Below are 18,863 nucleotides of genomic sequence, written 5' to 3'. Positions count from 1 at the left end.
GGGCGCGCGGCTGGCGCTGCCGGACTCCCACGACGAGCTGCGCGCGCTGGCGGAGGAGTTCAACGCGCTGCTGGCGCGGCAGGAGCAGGCGGCCGAGCGGCTCCGGCGGTTCACCGGCGACGCCGCGCACGAGCTGCGGTCGCCGGTCGCGTCGATCCGGGTGCAGGCCGAGGTCGCCGTCACGAACCCGGATCCGGAGCTGTCCCAGGAGACACTGTCGGACATCCTCACCGAAGCCGAGCGGCTGTCGTCGCTGCTGGACGGGCTGCTGTCGCTGGCGCGGTCGGACGCGGGCGAGGTGCCGCCCGCGTCGCCGGTCGAGCTGGTGAGCGAGGTCCGCTCGGCCGTGGCCCGCCTGCCGGCCGAGGCACCGGAGACGCGGGTGAACACGGCGGTGGCGCAGGCCTGGGCGTCGGCCGCGCACGCCGAGGTGGAGCTGGTGCTGGACAACCTGCTGCGCAACGCCTGCCGCTACGCGCGCGCGGAGATCGTGGTGTCGGTGCTGGCGACCCGCTCGACGGTCCGGGTGGTGGTCGACGACGACGGCCCGGGCATCGCGCCGGAGCACCGCGAGAAGGTGTTCGACCGCTTCTACCGGATCGCCGACGACCGGGCTCGGTCCTCCGGCGGAACCGGCCTCGGGCTGGCGATGGTGGCGGAGACCGTCCGGCGGCGCGGCGGGCGCGTCCAGGTGGGCGAGTCCCCGGACGGTGGCGCGCGCTTCGTCGTGGTCTGGCGCGTGGCAGGCGGCGCCGGGGCTTCCGGGTAGATTCCGGGGCTGTGAACGGTGTGATCGTCGGTGCCGCCCTCGTGCGTGCCGGGAAGCTGCTCGCCCAGCAGCGCGCCTGGCCCGCCGACCACGCGGGACAGTGGGAGCTGCCGGGCGGCCGGGTCGAAGCCGGCGAATCGGACGCCTTCGCGCTCGCGCGGGAGTGCAGCGAAGAGCTCGACGTCGTCATCGAGGTCGGGGAGCGCGTCGGGGAGGACGTCGCCCTGCCCGGCGGGAAGGTGCTCCGCATCTACGCGGCTTCGCTCGTTTCGCCCGGCGGGGAGCCGCGGGCCGTCGAGCACCGAGCCGTGCGCTGGCTCGGGCCCGACGACCTCGACGACGTCGACTGGCTGCCCGCCGACCGGATCCTGCTCCCGGCCCTGCGCGCGCTGCTCAGTTAGCCCCGATCATCCGCAGGGCCGCGTCGAGCCGGTGGGAGCCGCGCTCGCGGGCGCGTTCGGCACCCGCCTTGCGGACCCGGCCCAGCTCCGCGACGTCACCGAGCAGCGTTAACGCTCGTTCACGCAGCGGCCGCAGCTCCTCGATCACCGCGTCGGCGACGGCGTCCTTCACCGCGCCGTACGAGGAGAACTCCGCAGCCAGGTCCGCCGGTGACCCGCCCCGGCAGGCGGCCAGGATCTCCAGCAGGTTCGCCATCCCCGGCCGGGTTTCCGGGTCGTGCTCCGGCACCGAACCGCCGTCGGTGACCGCGCGGCGGATCTTGCGGCGGATCTGGTCCGGCTCGTCCAGCGCGAACACCACGCCGGCCGCGTCGCGCGTCGACTTCGACATCTTGCGCGTCGGGTCGGCGAGGTCCTTGACCCGCGCGCCCGCCGGCGGGAGGACCGCCTCGGGGATCGTGAAGACCTCGCCGTACGTGCTGTTGAAGCGCTTGGCGAGCGTGCGCGTCAGCTCGACGTGCTGCCGCTGGTCCTCGCCGACCGGGACCTCGGCCGCGCCCTGGAGCAGGATGTCCGCGGCCATCAGCGCCGGGTACGTCAGCAGCGACAGCCGTACCCCGGCCTGTCCCTTCGACTTCTCCTTGAACTGGATCATCCGCGCGGCTTCGCCGTAGTTGCAGGTGCACTCCAGGACCCAGGTCAGCGCGCCCAGCTCGCGGGCCAGGTCGGACTGGACGAACACCCGCTCGGGCTCGATGCCGGCGGCGATCAGCACGGCCAGCTGCTCGTGTGCCAGTGATCGGAGTTTCGCAGGGTTGTGCGGGGTCGTCATGCCGTGCAGGTCGGCGACGAAGTACAGGTCGTCCGCGCCGCCCTCGAGCGCCCAGCGGCGGACCGCCCCGAGGTAGTTGCCGAGGTGGACGTGACCGGACGGGGTGATGCCGGACAGCTTGCTCATGGGACTTCCTTCCGAGGTGGGACCACCCCGGAGCAGGCATGAAAAAGGCCGCCCGTCCGGGGCGGCCGCTGGTGATCAGCGCAGGACTAGACGGCCGCCGAGGGCGGCCACCAGCTGGCGGTCTGCGCGTGCATGGGACGACTATAGCCCGGTCCGTCACCACTTCGCATCGTCCGGACGCGGACGCGCGCGAACGGAGTTACGGTCTTAGCCATGTATGTCGTCCTGCTGAACTACACGGCCCCGATCGAAGAAATCGACCTGGCACTCCCGGACCACGCCGAGTGGCTGAACAAGCAGTACGAGCACGGCCACTTCCTGGCGTCCGGGGCGCGGAACCCGCGCAACGGCGGCGTGATCATCACGCGGCCGATGTCCCGCGGGAAGCTCGACGCCATCCTGGCGACCGACCCGTTCTGCGTGCAGCACCTCGCGAAGTACGAGGTCATCGAGTTCTCACCGACGAAGACCGCGCCGGAGCTCCGGCTGGTCAACGAGGCCATCCCGCACTAGGCAGCGAGGTCCAGCTTCGCCTTCTTCAGAGCCAATACCGGGCACTTCTTGCAGCGCGGCTTCGACCGGCAGCACTTCTTCTTGACCTTGCCGGCCTTCATCAGCTTGCGCACGACCTTCCGCGGGTCGTCGTGCTTCTTGCCCACGCGCACGCACCTTCCGGATCGGCGACCTTCACCGGGTTTCCACGTTAGGTCAGCCTAAGCGCCAGGGGGGCGTGGGGCCGCTCACAATGGGGTGGCAGGTATCCTGGGTGAGGTCCGCGTGTGACCAGAGCCGGTCACGGGATGCCTGAACGGCTTGCGCGGCCACCCACCCCTTGAAGTTCAGGAGTTCTCGCGTGCCCGCAGCCAGCGCTACCGTCGAAACCGGCCGGCCGACCGGTAAGACCCGGCCCGACCTGCGCAACGTCGCGATCGTCGCCCACGTCGACCACGGCAAGACCACGCTCGTGGACGCGATGCTGCGCCAGTCCGGCGCCTTCGCCGAGCGGGCCGAGGTCGTCGACCGCGTGATGGACTCCGGTGAGCTCGAGCGGGAAAAGGGCATCACCATCCTCGCGAAGAACACCTCGATCCACCGCCAGACGCCCGAGGGCCAGGTGACGATCAACGTCATCGACACCCCCGGCCACGCCGACTTCGGCGGCGAGGTCGAGCGCGGCCTGGCCATGGTCGACGGCGTCGTCCTGCTGGTCGACGCGTCCGAGGGCCCGCTGCCGCAGACCCGTTTCGTACTGCGTAAGACCCTCGAGGCCCGGCTCCCGGTGATCCTGCTGGTCAACAAGACCGACCGGCCGGACGCGCGCATCTCCGAGGTCGTCGAGGAGACCCACGACCTGCTGCTCGAGCTGGCCAGCGACATCGAGGACGCCGACCACGACGCGATCCTCGACCTCCCGGTCGTCTACGCCTCCGCGCGCGCCGGCAAGGCGAGCCTCGAGCAGCCCGCCGACGGCGAGGTCCCCGAGAGCGAGAGCCTCGACCCGCTGTTCGACACGCTGCTGCGGCACGTGCCGCCGCCCGCCGCCGACCTGGACGCGCCGCTGCAGGCGCTGGTCACCAACCTCGACGCGTCGAACTTCCTCGGCCGCATCGCGCTGATCCGCATCCACGCCGGCAAGCTGCGCAAGGGCCAGACCGTGGCCTGGATGCGCGAAGACGGCACGGTGCAGAACGTCCGCATCTCCGAGCTGCTGGTCACCGAGGCGCTCACCCGCGTCCCGGCGACCGAGGCCAGCGCCGGCGAGCTCGTCGCCATCGCCGGCATCCCGGACATCACGATCGGCGACACCCTCGCCGACGTCGACAACCCGGTCGCGCTGCCCCGGATCACCGTCGACGAGCCCGCGATCTCGATGACCATCGGCGTCAACACCTCGCCGCTGGCGGGGCGCAACGGCGGCGACAAGGTCACCGCGCGGCTGGTCAAGGCCCGCCTCGACCAGGAGCTGATCGGTAACGTCTCGATCCGCGTCCTGCCGACCGAGCGCCCCGACACCTGGGAGGTCCAGGGCCGCGGCGAGCTGGCGCTGGCCATCCTCGTCGAGCAGATGCGCCGCGAGGGCTTCGAGCTGACCGTCGGCAAGCCGCAGGTCGTCCTGCGCACGATCGACGGCAAGCTGCACGAGCCGTTCGAGCGCCTCTACATCGACTCGCCGGAGGAGCACCTCGGCGCGATCACCCAGCTCCTGGCCGCCCGCAAGGGCCGCATGGAGGACATGAGCGGCAACGGCACCGGCCGGATCAAGCTGGAGTACGTGCTCCCGTCGCGCGGCCTGATCAGCTTCCGCACCGACTTCCTCACCGAGACCCGCGGCACCGGCATCGCGAACCACGTGTTCGAGGGCTACTTCCCGTGGGCGGGCGAGATCCGCACCCGCCACAGCGGCTCCTTGGTCGCCGACCGGACCGGCCCGGTCACCGCGTACGCGATGATCCAGCTGGCCGACCGTGGCACCTTCTTCGTCGAGCCGGGCGCCGAGGTGTACGAGGGCATGGTCGTGGGCGAGAACCCGCGCTTCGAGGACCTCGACATCAACATCACCAAGGAGAAGAAGCTGACCAACATGCGTCAGTCCTCCGCCGACGTGATGGAGACGCTGGCCCGGCCGCGCAAGATGGGCCTGGAAGAGGCGCTGGAGTTCTGCTCCGTCGACGAGTGCGTCGAGGTCGCGCCGGAGGTCGTCCGGGTCCGCAAGGTCACCCTGGACGTCAACACCCGCGCGAAGGAGCGTTCGCGCGCCAAGAGCCGCGACAACGGCTGATCCGCGAGACCGCGAAAAAGCCTCCCGGCGCGTGCCGCCGGGAGGCTTTTTCGTGCCCTCTTCCGTCACCCCGGGTAGAAAAGCGGCCGACGCGTTGTCACGAAATCCGGTTGCCTTCTCCTTATATCTTTATAGGGCGCCGGACGGCGTGCCCGACCGTTCCGCCGTTCCGGAACGGTCCGGGAACCCGGACGGTGGTCCGCGCGTCCTTCTCCATAGCGGCACGACGGGGCGGTGCGCCCGGCCGATCCGGGTATGGGAATCTCGGTTCCGGCCGCGAAGGCGGTCGTGGGAGCATGGCTGACCCGATCGGCTGAATCTGGGAGGAACGGGGCGTGCGGGTGAATCGCAAGGCGGTGCCGGTACTGGCACTCGCGGCCGTGCTGCTCACCGCGTGCTCCAACACCCCGCCACCCCCGGTGGTGTCCTCGTCGGTGGCGCCGGTGTCGACCACCGGCAAGACGCCGTCGCAGATCGTCGTCGGCGTCGACGACGTGCTCGGCGGGTACAACCCGCACAACCTCGCGGACTCGTCCCAGGTGACCTCGGCGCTGTCGCAGCTGCTGCTGCCCTCGGTGTTCCGCCAGAAGGACGACGGCAGCACCCAGCTCGACAAGAACCTCATGAAGTCCGCCGAGGTGGTCTCGCAGCAGCCGTTCGTGGTCGCCTACGAGATCCGGCCGGACGCGTCGTGGTCCGACGGCGCGCCCATCGCCGCCGAGGACTTCGACTACCTGCGCACGCAGATGCGCGACCAGCCCGGCGTCATCGAGCCGGCGGGCTACCGGCAGATCACCGACCTGCAGTCGCGCGAAGGCGGCAAGCGCGTCGAGGTCACCTTCGCCAAGCCGTACCCCGGCTGGCAGGCGCTGTTCTCCGGCCTGCTGCCCGCCCACCTGCTCAAGGACGCGCCCGACGGCTGGCGCGGCGCGCTCGCGGCGAACTTCCCGGCCGTCGCCGGGCCGTTCTCGATCAAGAGCATCGACACCGCCCGCGGCGAGGTCATCCTCGAGCGCAACGAGCGCTACTGGGAGAAGCCCGCGGCGATCGACCGGATCGTGCTGCGCCGGTCGGACCAGAACACCCTGCTCGCCGCGCTGCAGAGCGGCAACGACCAGTTCGCGCTGGCCCGGACCAGCGGCGACGAGCTCAAGCGGCTCGGCGAGCTCGGCCCGGCCGTGCGGCTGCACACGGTGGCCCGGCCGGTGGTGGCCGGCGTCCTGCTGCGACCGGTCAGCGCCACCCTCCAGGACTCGCGGGTCCGCGCCGGCGTCGCCGCGTTCCTCGACCGGAACAAGCTGATCACCGAGGGCGTCGCCGGTGGCCCGTCGTCGACGCTGCACGCCGACGCCCAGGTCAAGGCGCCTTCGGAAACCGGGTACGCGGCGACCATCCCGCCCGGCCCGCCGACCGCGCCCGACGTCGCCAAGGCCGAGGAGTCGCTGAAGGCGGCGGGCTACGCCAAGACGGCGGGCACCTGGCGCAAGAACGGCAAGGCGCTCTCGCTGGTGATCGCGTCGCCGGGCACCCAGGAGCCGTACGCGTCGATCGCCAAGGAGCTCACCGCCCAGCTCGTCGCGCAGGGCATCGAGGTCAACGCGATCACCCCGCAGCCGCGCGACCTGTTCGGCGGCCTGCTCGCGATGCCGGTCGTCAACGGCGTCCAGCAGCCGACCGGCGACTCGGCGGGCAACGTCGGGATCGACGTCGCGGTCGTGCCGCAGGCGGTCGGCGGCGACCCGGCCTCGGTGCTCGCGTCGACCTTCGGCTGCCGCCCCGAGCAGACGGCCACCGGCGCCGATCCGGCCAAGCCCGTCGTTCCGGGCAATTCGGCCGGGTTCTGCGACCCGGCGCTGCAGCCGTCGATCGACGCGGCGCTGTCCGGATCGACGCCCGCCACCGAAGCCCTCACCACCCTTGAGCCTGAACTTTGGCGCCAGAACGTGGTGGTCCCGTTGTTCCAATTGGCTGACACCCTGGCGATCGGGTCGGGCATCTCGGGCGTCACGCCAGGTCCCCCCATGGTGGGCCCATTCGGGTCCGCGGTGAACTGGACTCGCGGCCCGAAGTAATCGCGCGACTACGCATTCAGTACTACCGGGTGATCTTCACCGACGCCTTCGAGTGGGTGACTTTGAATCCGTGAGGTAACCGTCGTATTTCTGGACGTCCACTGGAAGTCACCCTTTGGTCACGATCGACCCTGAACTGGTGACTGTCGGTGCTTTTCCTTTCTAGCGTGCTCCCGCAGTGCGCCAGTTGAGTGTCGCTTGGCGTGTCGTAGGCTCCGGCCCATCCAAACCGGAGCGGTGTGGGCCCTTGTCCCGATATTCAAGGGCCCAGTGCTAGGAGGGCACACTTCATGAGGAGATCCAAAGCAGTCTCCGCTTTGTCGCTCGTCGCCGGCGCTTCGCTGCTGCTGAGCGCCTGCAGCGGTGGTGATTCGGGTTCGGGCAGCACCGATCAGAACGGATCGTCGACCGACGTCAAGTCGATGGCTGCCGGCAAGGCCGAGACCGGTGACCTGTTCAAGCTCGCGGACACCCCGGGGTACGACGGCACGGTCACGATCGGTATCGACGACGGGTACTCGGGGTACAACAACCAGACCCCGGACACCAACAGCTCGTACAACAACTACGTCCTGACCGCGGTGCTCTCCGGTACGTTGAAGCTCGACGGCAACAACAAGGTGCTGCTGAACAACGACGTCTTCGAGTCGTGGGACGTCACGCAGAAGGACCCGCAGCAGGTCACCTACAAGATCAAGCCGAACGTCAAGTGGTCGGACGGGCAGGCGTACGACTGCAAGGACCTGTACCTGGCGTGGCTGTCGCAGAGCGGCCTGGCGAAGGGCCCGGACGGCAAGAACCCGTTCAACTCGGCCTCGACCACCGGGTACTCGCTGATCAAGACCGCGACGTGCAAGGACAACCTGACCTTCGTCACGGACTACAGCGAGCCCTACCTGGACTACAAGGGCCTGTTCAACGCGCCGGCGATCATGCCCGCGCACGTCCTCGAGGCCAAGACCGGCATCGCGGACATCACGAAGCTGGCCCCGACCGGCGACCCGGCGCAGATCAAGGCCGCCGGTGACTTCTGGTCGAACGAGTGGAAGGGCTTCAAGGCGGACATCATGCCGTCGTCGGGCCCGTACAAGATCACCGCGTTCGACGCCAACCAGAAGGCCGTCACCCTCGAGAAGAACCCGATGTGGGTCGGCGGCAAGGGTGGCCCGTCGAAGATCGTCATCCGCGCCATGGAAGACACCAAGGCGATGGCGACCGCGCTGCAGAACGGTGAGATCGACGTCGCGGCGTCGACCCAGCCGGACGCCACCGCGGCCCAGACGATGAAGGGCCTCGCGGCCCAGGGCGTGACCTACGGTTCGGCCTCGCAGCTGACCTACGAGCACCTCGACCTGAACTTCAAGCGCATGTTCGCCGACAAGGACCTCCGCAAGGCGTTCCTCGAGTCGGTCAACCGCAAGGAGATCACGGACAAGCTGCTCAAGGAGGTCCAGGCGGACGCGGAGCCGCTGAACAGCGTCGTCTTCTTCCAGGGTGAAGAGGGCTACACCGACCTGTACAGCAGCAAGGCGGGCCTGGGCGCCGACGCGGCGGCCAAGACGCTGACCGACGCCGGCTGGGTCAAGGGCGGCGACGGCATCTTCGCGAAGAACGGTGTGCGTGCCTCGTTCAAGATCACGCACAACCAGAACGCGCGCCGCAGCCAGACCGTCGAGATCATCATCTCGCAGGCCAAGGCGGCCGGCATCGAGGTCAAGGACGAGACCGACGCCAACTTCCTCAAGGGTGGCCGCGTCTCGACCGGTGACTACGACGTCGCGCTGTTCGGCTGGTCGGCCCAGCCCTTCAAGGCGGAGTCGAAGTCGATCTACGTCTGCCCGGACAAGGGTGGCGAGCAGAACTACCAGGCTCTGTGCGACCCGAAGATCGACGACGCCTACAACGCCGCGGTGAAGGCCACCGACGAGCAGGTCAAGGTGCAGAAGTACCAGGAGGCCGACAAGGCCATCGCCGACGACTACGCGACCCTGCCGCTGTTCCAGACGCCGAGCATGTGGGCGTTCAAGGGCATCGACCGCGTCTACATGCAGTCGTACGACGGTGTGCTGTGGAACGTCGGCGAGTGGGAGCAGAAGAAGTAGGGCTCGTCCCGCCTCTTCTTTCCCCTCGCTCCAGATGACCTGGGAGGTACCGGGGTCCGGCCACAAGCCGGGCCCCGGTACCCACCGGAAGTAGCTGTTGACCGTAGGGTTACCGCCACTACGGTAGACAACCGGGTAGCGGTCCAGCGCACTTCTGACGACCAGGCCCGGATGAGGAGCAGTTCGTTGAACCTGGTGATCTACATCCTTCGCCGTTTGGCGATATCGATTCCCGTCCTGCTGGTCGGGACTTTCTTGTGTTTCGTCATGGTCGCCGGAACCGGTGACCCGCTGGGCGAACTGCGCCAGAACCCGCAGATCAGCAAGGAGGCGCTGGCCGCCACGGCCGCCAAGCTCGGTCTCGACCAGGGCATCATCCCGCGCTACTTCACGTGGCTCGGTGACTTCCTGACCGGCGACTGGGGCATCTCCATCGCGCAGGGCAACGCCCTCGCGCCGGTGGCTCCCAAGGTGATGGCCGCGCTCGGCGTCACGTTCAAGCTGGTCGTCGGCGCCGAGATCCTCGCGCTGATCATCGGCATCATCGTCGGCGTCCTCGCGGCGGTGAAGCAGTACTCGATCATCGACTACATCGCGACCACCCTCGCCTTCCTGCTCTTCTCGATGCCGATCTTCTGCATCGCGATCGTGCTGAAGCGCTACGCGATCGAGATCAACGGCTGGGTCCGCGACCTCGGCCTGTCCGACGTCCTCGGCAACCCGTGGCTGCGCACGACCAGCCCGGAGCAGTTGCGGACCGACGGCGTCGGGGACTTCATAACCAGCACCATCGGCGCGTACCTGCTGCCGACGCTGTCGATCATGGCGATCAGCTTCGCCGCGTACAGCCGGTTTCAGCGCGCCTCGATGCTCGAGGTCATGGGCTCGGACTACGTGCGCACCGCGCGCGCCAAGGGCCTGGCGAACGGCCGGGTCATCTTCCGGCACGCGTTCCGCAACGCGCTGATCCCCGTGACGACGTTGTTCTCGGTGAACTTCGGCTCGGTCCTCGCCGGCGCGATCATCACCGAAACGGTCTTCAACTGGCACGGCATGGGCACGCTGCTGGTGGAAGCGGTCACGAAGAACGACACCCAGGTCATGATGGGCTGGCTCGTCGTGATCGCCTCCCTCGTGATCATCGCCAACCTGATCGCCGACCTGATGTACGGCATCCTGGACCCGAGGATTCGCGTTGGCTGACTTGAACTCTCTTCTCGCGACCGAAACCGCCGCGGCCGACGGCACGCTGCCGGCGGACGCGCTGCCGGAACCGCGCAGCCAGGGCAAGCTGGTCCTGCGGAAGTTCCTGCACCACAAGCTGGCGATGGCCTCGACGGCGGTGCTGGTCCTGATCGTGCTGATCAGCATCCTGATGCCGATCTTCTGGAAGCACAGCTACCAGGACAGCTCGTTCCCGTCCTTCGCCAAGCCGAGCGGGGACTTCCCGCTCGGCACGACCCAGGTCGGCAAGGACATGGTGTCGCAGGTGCTGCGCGGGACGCAGTACTCGCTGCTGATCGCGCTCACCGTGTCGATCCTCGCCACCGTGATCGGTGTCGTGTTCGGCGCGGTCGCCGGCTACCTGCGCGGGTTCACCGACTCGGCGATCTCCCGGGTGACGGACCTGTTCCTGATCATCCCGCAGATCGCCGCGGCGGCCATCCTCGCCAAGGTGTTCGGCGGCGGTACCTGGTACATCGTCGCGCTGGTGCTGTCGGCGTTCGCGTGGATGCCGATCGCCCGGATCACCCGTGCCGAAGCGATGTCGCTGGCCCAGCGCGAGTTCGTCGACGCGGCGCGCGCTTCCGGGGCCGGCGTCGTCCGGATCATCTTCAAGCACCTCGTGCCGAACATGGTCGGCAGCATCACGGTCAACGCGACCCTCGCGGTCGCGCAGGCCGTGCTGGCGGAAGCCGCGCTGTCCTTCATCGGCCTGGGTGTCCAGCTGCCCGACACCTCGCTGGGCCGCGTCATCCTGGAGAACTACGCCCAGCTGCAGACACGGCCGGCGCTGTTCTTCGGGCCGTTCATCGTGCTCGTGCTGATTTCACTGACGATCAACTTCATCGGTGACGGTCTTCGCGACGCCTTCGACCCGCGCCAGCGGAGAATGAAGGCCTGAACGCACGACGCGGGGGTGACCGGGGTTCCGGTCACCCCCGCGCTCGTTCTCGCCGCGGGATCGCCGGACCTGGGGGTTTCGGATGAACCTTGTGCTCTACGTGCTCAGACGGCTGGCGATCTCCATCCCGGTCATGCTGGTCGGCACGTTCCTCTGCTTCGTCATGGTGGCCAACACCGGCGACCCGCTGGGCGAGCTGCGCAGCAAGCCCGGCATCAGCGCGGCGGCGATCGCCGACACCGAGCACAAGCTCGGTCTCGACCAGAGCGTCGTCGCCCGCTACTTCACCTGGCTCGGCCACTTCCTGAGCGGCGACTGGGGCATCTCGATCGCCCAGGGCAACGCGTTCACGCCGGTGGCGCCGAAGGTGATGGCGGCGTTCAACGTGACGCTGGAGCTGGTGCTGACCGCGTCCGTGCTGGCGCTCTTCTTCGGCGTGCTGGTCGGCGTGCTGGCCGCGGTCAAGCAGTACTCGATCTGGGACTACGCCGCGACGACGCTGGCGTTCCTGATGTTCTCGATGCCCATCTTCTGCGTGGCGATCGTGCTGAAGGGCTACGCGATCCGCGCCAACATCTGGGTCCGCGACCTCGGCCTGGCCGACGTCCTCGGTGACCCGTGGCTGCGCACGACGAGCCCGGAGAGCCTGTCGGCGACCGGGGTGGGCGACGCGCTCGCGAAGTACGTCGGCGCGTTCCTGCTGCCGACGCTGTCCATCATGGCCATCACGTTCGCCGCGTACAGCCGGTTCCAGCGCGCGTCGATGCTGGAGGTGCTGGGCGCCGATTACGTGCGCACAGCGCGCGCCAAGGGCGTCTCGAACAGCCGCGTGATCTGGCGGCACGCGTTCCGCAACGCGCTGATCCCGGTGATGACGCTGTTTTCGGTCAACTTCGGCGCCACGGTGACGGGCGCGATCATCACGGAGACGGTGTTCAACTGGCACGGCATGGGCACGCTGCTGGTCGAAGCGGTCAACAAGAACGACCCGCAGGTGCTGATGGGCTGGCTGGTGGTGATCGCGGCGAGCGTGGTGATCGCGAACCTGATCGCGGACCTGCTGTACGGCATCCTGGACCCCCGCATCCGCGTGGGCTGAGCGCGCTCACCACAGCTCGGCAGCGGCGGCCACCCGGTCGCGGAAGGCTCGGGCGTCCCCGGCCGGCAGGGCGTGGGCGACGAGGTCCAGGACGTGGCGCAGCTCGTCCGGATCGGGGCAGCACCGAAGGACTCCGCAGCCGGACGCCGGATCCCACAGGCGGTGGAACGGGTGGCGCACGAACGCTTCCCAGGCTCGCAGCGCCTCGGCCGCGGCCCCGGGCCACAGCCGCGTGCGTTCGAGGCGGACGAGGCTCGCCAGCCCCCGCGGTGAGAGGCCGCTGAGCGTGGGGACCCGCTCGCCCGCCGCACGGCGGCGAGGGGAGTCCGCGCGGACCCGGGCCGGCGGTCTACGCGCCATCGCCCTTTCGCGTGGTCGACATGGACTGATTTTCGCACAGCGAAAGGCCCCTGCCTGTAGCCAGGCAGGGGCCTTTTCGTCCGGGTCAGAGCCTCAGTCGGCCACCGGGGCCAGCCGGCCGGCCTCCCAAGCCGCGCGGCGCTCGGCCTGCAGGATCGGGTCCGCGACCGGGGCCGCCGACAGCAGGCGCTTCGTGTACTCCTGCTGCGGCGAGTGCAGCACCTGGTCACGCGTACCGACCTCGACCAGCTTGCCGTGCTGCATCACCGCGACGCGGTCGGCGAGCAGGTCGACCACCGCGAGGTCGTGGCTGATGAACAGGCACGCGAACTGCAGCGACTGCTGCAGGTCGAGGAACAGGTCCAGCACGCGGGCCTGCACCGAGACGTCGAGCGCCGAGGTCGGCTCGTCCGCGATGAGCAGCGCCGGGTCGAGGGACAGCGCGCGGGCGATGGCCACGCGCTGGCGCTGGCCGCCGGAGAGCTCGTGCGGGTAGCGGTTCATGTAGTGCCCGCCCAGCTCGACCTTGTCGAGCAGCGCGCGCACCCGCGACGACAGCTCCTTGCCGGAGAGCACCTTGTGCAGCACCATCGGCTCGGCGATCGACTCGCCGATCGTCATCTTCGGGTCCAGCGTGGACGCCGGGTCCTGGAACACGATCGAGAAGAACCGGCGAAGCGGGCGGATCTCCTTCGCCGACATCGTCGTGATGTCCTTGCCCGCGATCGAGATCGTGCCCTGGGTCGCGCGCAGCAGGCCGACGGCGCAGCGGCCGACGGTCGACTTGCCGGAACCCGACTCGCCCACCAGGCCGACGATCTCGCCCTTGGCGATGGTCAGCGAGACGTCGTCCACCGCGCGGTTCTTCGCCTGGCCGCGGCGGCCCGGGTACTCGAGCACGAGGTTCTTGATCTCGAGGGCCGGCGCGGCCTCCTCGATCACGGCCTCCAGCTCGGCGTCGGCCAGCCGGATCTCCTCGGCGATCTTGGCGGCCTCGGAGCTGTCGGCGTCGATGCCCGTGTCGTCGAGCAGCCGGCGGCCCTCGGGGCGCTGGCCGAGCACCGGCACCGCGGCGAGCAGCCGCCGGGTGTAGTCCTCCTTCGGCGACGCGAACAGCTCGCGCACCGGCGCCTCTTCCACGATCTCGCCCTGGTACATGACGATGACGCGGTCGGCCATGTCGGCGACGACGCCCATGTCGTGGGTGATCAGCACGATCGCCGTGTCGAGCGTGTCGCGCAGCTTGCGCAGCAGGCCGAGGATCTCGGCCTGGACCGTGACGTCGAGCGCGGTGGTCGGCTCGTCGGCGATGATGACCTTCGGGTCGCAGGAGATCGCCATGGCGATCACGACGCGCTGGCGCAGACCGCCGGAGAGCTGGTGCGGGTACTGCTTGAACCGCAGCTCCGGGTTCGGGATGCCGACCATGTCGAGCAGCTCGACCGCGCGCTTGTCCGCGGCGGCCTTCGAGATGTCGAGGTGCGAGCGGAGGGACTCGCGCAGCTGCCAGCCGACCGTGTAGACCGGGTTCAGCGCGGTCATCGGCTCCTGGAAGATCATCGCGACCTGGTTGCCGCGGATCTTCTGCATGTCCTTCTCTTTGAGGTCCGCCAGGTTGCGCTCGCCGAGGCGCAGCTCGCCGGCGATCCGGCTGGTCTTGGGCAGCAGGCCCAGCACCGACATCGACGTGACGGACTTGCCGGACCCGGACTCCCCGACCACGGCGACGATCTCGCCGGGCTGCACGTCGAACCCGATGCCCTTGACGGCGTTCACGACGCCGTCCTCGGTCTGGAACGACACGCTGAGGTCGGAGATCGACAGAACGGATCCGGACACGCCGGCGACGTCCGCCGAAGTTGCTTCAGTGCTCACCAAGATGCCCTTCGTGGGGGTACAGACGATCGCGACGCGGCGGTCGCGACTCGCGCGAGGATAACCGAGGGTGTCCCCGACGAAGGTCGGAGCACGGGAATTACGCTCAACCCGTGATCTCCCCGGTACCGCGCAGGCTGCTGCTCGTCCACGCCCATCCCGACGACGAGAGCATCACCACCGGCGCCACGATCGCACGATACGCCGCCGAAGGCGCCGAGGTGACCGTGGTGACCTGCACGTTGGGCGAGGAAGGCGAGATCATGCCGGGCCTGGCGGAGCTGTCCGGGCTGGGCGCCTGGGCCGCCGACCAGCTGGGCGGCTACCGCGTCAGCGAGCTGAAGGCCGCGTGCGCCGCGCTGGGGGTGTCACGGCACCGTTACCTCGGCGGGATCGGCCGGTGGCGCGATTCGGGCATGGCGGGCACGCCGTCGGCGTCGCACCCGCGGGCGTTCACCGGCGGCAGCGCCGAAGAGCAGGCCGCGCAGCTGGCGGAGGTCCTCGACGAGGTGCGCCCCCAGGTCGTCGTCACCTACGACGCGTTCGGCGGCTACGGCCACCCCGACCACATCCGCGCGCACGAGATCACGATGGCGGCGGCGCCGGGGGCGGAGTCGGTGGCGCGGGTGTTCCACACGGTGGCGTCGAAGAACGCGGTGCGCACCGGGTTGAGCGCGCTGCGTGCCGGCGCGCCCGAATACGGCGTCCCGGCCGACGAAGAGCTGCCCACGACCCCGGACGACGAGATCACGACGGTGCTCGACGTCGCCGCGCACGTCCCCGCGAAGGTGGCGGCGCTGCGCGCGCACGCGACACAGCTGGCCGTCGTCGACGGTCCCGTCCCGTACTTCGCGCTGACGAACGAGGTCGCCCAGCCGATCGCGGCGGAGGACTACTTCGTGCTCGCGCACGGTCCCGCCGAGGGCGCGGCGGACGACCTGTTCGGCGGACTGTGACCGTGGAGCCGCTGACCTGGGAGCAACGGCTGTTCCTGCTGCTGCTCGGCTTCGACACGGTCCTGCTGGCGATCCTGGAGCTGTTCTTCCTGCCGCTGCGCATCGGCGTCGTGCCGCTGCCGGTGACCGTCCTGGTGGGCGCCGTCACCACGCCGTGGCTGGTGTCGACCACGGCGAAGCTGGTGCGGCCCGCTCTTTCGTGGGTACCCCTGGCCGTGTGGGTGCTCGTCGTGTTCGGGGTCGGCATGCTGGGTCCCGGCGGCGACTTGGTGCTGATCCAGGATTGGCGGGCGCTGCTGCTGCTCGGCGCGAGCGCGCTGCCGGGTGCGCTGGTGCTCGGCGGCGGGCTGGGCCGTGCGGTGGGAAGGGGAGCGGGACGTGGCTGAGGCGATCTCCGACAAGCAGGTCGTGGCGGTGCTGCGGCCGTTCGTGCGCGCGTGCGGGCCGATGCTGGACGCGCTGCGCGAGTCCGACCCGTTCGGCCTGCAGGCCCGCGCGGCGGACGACCTCGCCGAGGTCGAGACCGGCCTGAAGGCGAAGCTGATCCACGGCGTGACGTCGGTGAAGGTCCCCGGCACGGCGGCGTGGGCCCGGATGACCGGCTACGACCGGTCGAGCTGGTGGATGAACCGCGTCGGCCGCTTCACGGCGCTGCTGACGTCGATCCCGGGCCTCGGCGGCGCATTGGCCGACCGGCTGCCGGTGCAGGACGCGCTGGGCGCGGCGTCGCAGGGGCTGCTGCTGTGCGCCATCGCGGGCGAGTACGGCGTCACGGACGTCGGTACGCGCGTGCGGCTCATCGCTTGGGTGCTCTTCGAGCGCGACATCGACGCGGACCTCGCGGCGGGCAGGCACCCGGAGCACGACGAGGCCGCGGAGGCGGACGAAGCCGCGAAGCTGACCGAGGAGCTGACGGCGTCGGAGAAGAAGCACGGCAAGGCGACGGTCAAGGCGGCCGGCCGCACGCTGTGGCGGCTCGGGCGCGGGCTGCTCGGGATCACCGGCGAACTGGAGAAGCGCCCGCGCGGCAACTTCCTGCACCGTGCGATCGGCATGTTGCCGGTCGTCGGCGCGGCGGGCGACTACCTCGGCGAGCGGTCGGGGCTGCGGGTGGCCTGGAAACGGGCGCACATCTGGCTGACGGAGCACCGCACCTGAGCTTCCCGTGCGGCGCTCCCGCCAAACCTCAGTTCCAGAACTGGAAGACGCTGAACCCGATCTGCGCACCGTCCACATAGCCCCCGAAGGCGCCGAAGATCGAGTACGAGGCGTTCCACAGGAGCGCGTTCGCCGGCTTGATGAACCACAGGATCCCGAACAGGATGATCGGCGCCCACGGGCGGACCTGCGCGCCGATCTCCCGGGCGCGCGGGGGCAGGTACGGCTCGATCGCGCCCCAGCCGTCGAGGCCGGGGATCGGGAGGATGTTGAGGATGAACGTCACGATCTGCAGCAGCGCCAGGTAGGACATCGCGATCACGAGGCCGCCCGCCATCGGGACCAGCGCGACCACCAGCGCCAGCGCCGCGCCGACCGCGAGGTTGCTCAGCGGGCCCGCCAGCGAGACCCACGACGACGTCCCGCGCGAGCGCAGCGCGCCGCGGTTGATCCAGACCGCGCCGCCGGGGAGCGGGATGCCGCCGATGATGAGGAAGATCAGCGGCAGGACGATCGACAGGACCGGGTCGGTGTACTTCCGCACGTCCAGCGTGAGGTAACCCTTGTGGGCGACGCTGTAGTCGCCGCCGCGGTAGGCGACCATCGCGTGGCCGAACTCGTGCAGCGACAGCGACGCCACCCAGCCGGCGGCGACGAAGATCACGACGCCCGCGATGAGCAGCGGGTCGCGGTCGCGGACGAAAACGGTGTTGATGTCACCGAACGCGGCCATCGCCCCGCCGGCGACGGTGAGCGCGAGGATGCCGAGGAAGACCGGGCTGGGGCGCACTGCTGACTTCTGCACGAGTCCCAGTCTTCCGTATGCCCGGTGTGAAGTTACCGGCGTGTCCCCTTGCGCGATCGGGCTCCGACGTCCCCCGAACTCGCTACTCCGCTTGACCTGACCGCACTACACGGGTGTAATCACAGTGATGTCATTCGCCGCCAGAGGGGGCGGCGAGTGTCGTTTCACCACCGCCAGCCTGGGGAGTGCTAGGGAGCGAGGAGGCGGACGTGCGGTTGGAAGCCGATGGTAAGGAATGGGGGCACGTCATGGGTTGGGGCGAGATCCCGGAGCAGGCTCTGGGAGATCTCACCGAGCTCATCGATGCCACCGAGGAAGAGCAGGATTGGCAGGAACGCGCCCTGTGCGCGCAGACGGACCCGGAGGCGTTCTTCCCCGAGAAGGGCGGTTCCACCCGCGAAGCCAAGCGGATCTGCCTGGGCTGCGAGGTCAAGGACGAGTGCCTTGAGTACGCGCTGGCCCACGACGAGCGCTTCGGCATCTGGGGCGGTCTGTCCGAGCGGGAGCGCCGCAAGCTGAAGAAACGCGTCGTTTGAGGGGGAGTCACCGGTGATGCGTCGCGTCACCGGTGATTCCACGTGGTGAACGCTCAGCGTGGGTTCACCACCGGGTGACGGACCGGGGCCGTAGGGTGGCCGCACCGACCCGCCGCCTGATCTGGAGCGTTCGTTGCCCCGCACCGCCGCGCCGCCCGTCCTGCGCACCGCGCCCGTTCTGGCCATTGTGGTCTGTCACAACGGTGAGAACTGGCTGCCGCTGGCGCTTTCTTCGTTGCGCCGCAGCACCGTCCGGCCCCGGCACGTGCTCGCCGTCGACACCGGATCCACCGACGCGACCCCGCGGCTGCTCGCCGAAGCGGCCGAGGACGCCGGGTCGGATTCTTCTCCCGTGCTGTCCGGCGTCATCACACTTTCGAGCGACACCGGCTTCGCGGCCGCGGTCGCCGAAGCCGTCGAGCACGCCACCGAACGCTGGGGCGACCCCGGCTCGTGGCTGTGGCTGCTGCACGACGACTGCGCGCCCGAGCCGGACTGCCTCGACGAACTCCTGCGCGTCGCCACGAAAACGCCGTCGGCGACGGTGCTCGGCGCACTCGGGCTCGACTGGACCGATCCACGGCTGATCGTCGAAGCCGGCCTGTCCACCGACGCGTCCGGGCACCGCCAGCAGATCGCCGCGCTCGGCGACGAACCGGCGGAGGTACTCGCCGTGCCCAGCGCGGGCTCCCTCGTGCGCCGCGACGCCTGGGACGACCTCGGCGGCTTCGACCGCGGATTCCCGTTGCTGCGCGAGGATCTCGACTTCGGCTGGCGCGCCAACGCCGCCGGCGGGCTCGTCCTTTCGGTGCCGACCGCGCGGGTCCGGCACGCGCGCGCCGTCACGACCGGCCGGCGCGCGGCGGAC

Annotated in this window: 19 protein-coding genes; 14 read left to right on the top strand and 5 right to left on the bottom strand. The window is 69.6% G+C overall.

The features are described from left to right. Together G3I65_RS55350 and G3I65_RS55345 are read left to right on the top strand one after the other, a co-directional pair. A partial coding sequence (locus tag G3I65_RS55350) for a HAMP domain-containing sensor histidine kinase (RefSeq protein ID WP_160704553.1) occupies window positions 1-769 on the top strand: 769 nt, incomplete at its 5' end. A gap of 11 nt (window positions 770-780) precedes the next feature. Continuing rightward, window positions 781-1,170, top strand: a complete 390-nt coding sequence (locus G3I65_RS55345) for a (deoxy)nucleoside triphosphate pyrophosphohydrolase (RefSeq protein WP_160704551.1) — start codon at window positions 781-783, stop codon at window positions 1,168-1,170. Here G3I65_RS55345 and trpS read toward each other — a convergent pair. Further along, window positions 1,163-2,128, bottom strand: a complete 966-nt coding sequence (gene trpS / locus G3I65_RS55340) for a tryptophan--tRNA ligase (protein ID WP_160704549.1) — start codon at window positions 2,126-2,128, stop codon at window positions 1,163-1,165. The genes G3I65_RS55345 and trpS overlap by 8 nt on opposite strands. A 213-nt stretch (window positions 2,129-2,341) precedes the next feature. Here trpS and G3I65_RS55335 point away from each other — a divergent pair, with 213 nt between their 5' ends. Next, window positions 2,342-2,641, top strand: coding sequence for a YciI family protein (locus tag G3I65_RS55335; protein WP_160704547.1), 300 nt, complete (start codon window positions 2,342-2,344; stop codon window positions 2,639-2,641). On the opposite strand, the gene G3I65_RS56825 is transcribed toward G3I65_RS55335, so the two are convergent. Further along, entirely contained in the window at window positions 2,638-2,787 is a 150-nt protein-coding gene (locus tag G3I65_RS56825; protein ID WP_166641800.1) for a hypothetical protein, read from the bottom strand. The two genes, G3I65_RS55335 and G3I65_RS56825, sit on opposite strands and share 4 nt — an antisense overlap. Window positions 2,788-2,981: 194 nt before the next feature. Between G3I65_RS56825 and typA the strand changes: the two genes are divergently transcribed. The 6 genes from typA (at window position 2,982) to G3I65_RS55305 (ending at window position 12,305) form a co-directional block, all read left to right on the top strand. Further along, the gene (gene typA, locus G3I65_RS55330; protein WP_125312673.1) at window positions 2,982-4,907 is read left to right on the top strand and encodes a translational GTPase TypA; all 1,926 of its coding nucleotides are present in this window, start codon (window positions 2,982-2,984) and stop codon (window positions 4,905-4,907) included. A gap of 335 nt (window positions 4,908-5,242) precedes the next feature. Continuing rightward, on the top strand, window positions 5,243-6,979 hold the full coding sequence (locus G3I65_RS55325; RefSeq protein WP_160704545.1) for an ABC transporter family substrate-binding protein: 1,737 nt from the start codon (window positions 5,243-5,245) through the stop codon (window positions 6,977-6,979). Between the two features lie 290 nt (window positions 6,980-7,269). Further along, entirely contained in the window at window positions 7,270-9,081 is a 1,812-nt protein-coding gene (locus G3I65_RS55320) for an ABC transporter family substrate-binding protein (RefSeq protein ID WP_163046929.1), read from the top strand. A 186-nt stretch (window positions 9,082-9,267) separates the two neighbouring features. Next, window positions 9,268-10,284, top strand: a complete 1,017-nt coding sequence (locus tag G3I65_RS55315; protein ID WP_160704543.1) for an ABC transporter permease — start codon at window positions 9,268-9,270, stop codon at window positions 10,282-10,284. Continuing rightward, window positions 10,277-11,206, top strand: a complete 930-nt coding sequence (locus G3I65_RS55310) for an ABC transporter permease (RefSeq protein WP_160704541.1) — start codon at window positions 10,277-10,279, stop codon at window positions 11,204-11,206. Before G3I65_RS55315 ends, G3I65_RS55310 begins: the two co-directional genes overlap by 8 nt. Before the next feature lie 82 nt (window positions 11,207-11,288). Then, window positions 11,289-12,305, top strand: coding sequence for an ABC transporter permease (locus G3I65_RS55305; RefSeq protein ID WP_160704539.1), 1,017 nt, complete (start codon window positions 11,289-11,291; stop codon window positions 12,303-12,305). Between the two features lie 6 nt (window positions 12,306-12,311). On the opposite strand, the gene G3I65_RS55300 is transcribed toward G3I65_RS55305, so the two are convergent. Both G3I65_RS55300 and G3I65_RS55295 read right to left on the bottom strand, forming a co-directional pair. Continuing rightward, window positions 12,312-12,665 (bottom strand): hypothetical protein, encoded by a 354-nt coding sequence (locus G3I65_RS55300; protein WP_203612775.1) that lies wholly within the window; start codon window positions 12,663-12,665, stop codon window positions 12,312-12,314. A gap of 93 nt (window positions 12,666-12,758) precedes the next feature. Continuing rightward, the gene (locus G3I65_RS55295) at window positions 12,759-14,540 is read right to left on the bottom strand and encodes an ABC transporter ATP-binding protein (RefSeq protein WP_163046928.1); all 1,782 of its coding nucleotides are present in this window, start codon (window positions 14,538-14,540) and stop codon (window positions 12,759-12,761) included. A gap of 113 nt (window positions 14,541-14,653) precedes the next feature. On the opposite strand from G3I65_RS55295, the gene mshB reads away from it, so the two are divergent. From mshB to G3I65_RS55280, 3 genes are read left to right on the top strand one after another with little or no spacing between them, the layout of a single operon-like run. Next, entirely contained in the window at window positions 14,654-15,496 is an 843-nt protein-coding gene (gene mshB, locus G3I65_RS55290; RefSeq protein WP_160704537.1) for an N-acetyl-1-D-myo-inositol-2-amino-2-deoxy-alpha-D-glucopyranoside deacetylase, read from the top strand. Further along, window positions 15,493-15,882 carry a hypothetical protein gene (locus tag G3I65_RS55285; RefSeq protein ID WP_160704535.1) on the top strand — a complete coding sequence of 130 codons (390 nt, stop codon included), beginning with the start codon at window positions 15,493-15,495 and terminating at the stop codon, window positions 15,880-15,882. The genes mshB and G3I65_RS55285 overlap by 4 nt, the downstream gene beginning before the upstream one ends. Then, the gene (locus G3I65_RS55280) at window positions 15,875-16,654 is read left to right on the top strand and encodes a hypothetical protein (RefSeq protein WP_160704533.1); all 780 of its coding nucleotides are present in this window, start codon (window positions 15,875-15,877) and stop codon (window positions 16,652-16,654) included. Before G3I65_RS55285 ends, G3I65_RS55280 begins: the two co-directional genes overlap by 8 nt. Before the next feature lie 28 nt (window positions 16,655-16,682). Here G3I65_RS55280 and G3I65_RS55275 read toward each other — a convergent pair whose 3' ends face one another. Then, complete coding sequence (locus tag G3I65_RS55275) at window positions 16,683-17,444, bottom strand: site-2 protease family protein (RefSeq protein WP_160704555.1); 762 nt, start codon at window positions 17,442-17,444, stop codon at window positions 16,683-16,685. 263 nt (window positions 17,445-17,707) lie between these two features. Between G3I65_RS55275 and G3I65_RS55270 the strand changes: the two genes are divergently transcribed. Together G3I65_RS55270 and G3I65_RS55265 are read left to right on the top strand one after the other, a co-directional pair. Then, window positions 17,708-17,995, top strand: a complete 288-nt coding sequence (locus G3I65_RS55270; protein WP_163046930.1) for a WhiB family transcriptional regulator — start codon at window positions 17,708-17,710, stop codon at window positions 17,993-17,995. Window positions 17,996-18,128: 133 nt separating this feature from the next. Continuing rightward, a partial coding sequence (locus G3I65_RS55265) for a glycosyltransferase family 2 protein (protein WP_160704531.1) occupies window positions 18,129-18,863 on the top strand: 735 nt, incomplete at its 3' end.

It is taken from the genome of Amycolatopsis sp. SID8362, assembly GCF_010550475.1.
In the GTDB taxonomy this organism is placed as follows: Bacteria; Actinomycetota; Actinomycetes; order Mycobacteriales; family Pseudonocardiaceae; genus Amycolatopsis; species Amycolatopsis eburnea.
The sequence above is the reverse complement of the archived record's forward strand: the minus strand, read 5'-3'. Positions and strand labels throughout refer to the sequence as shown.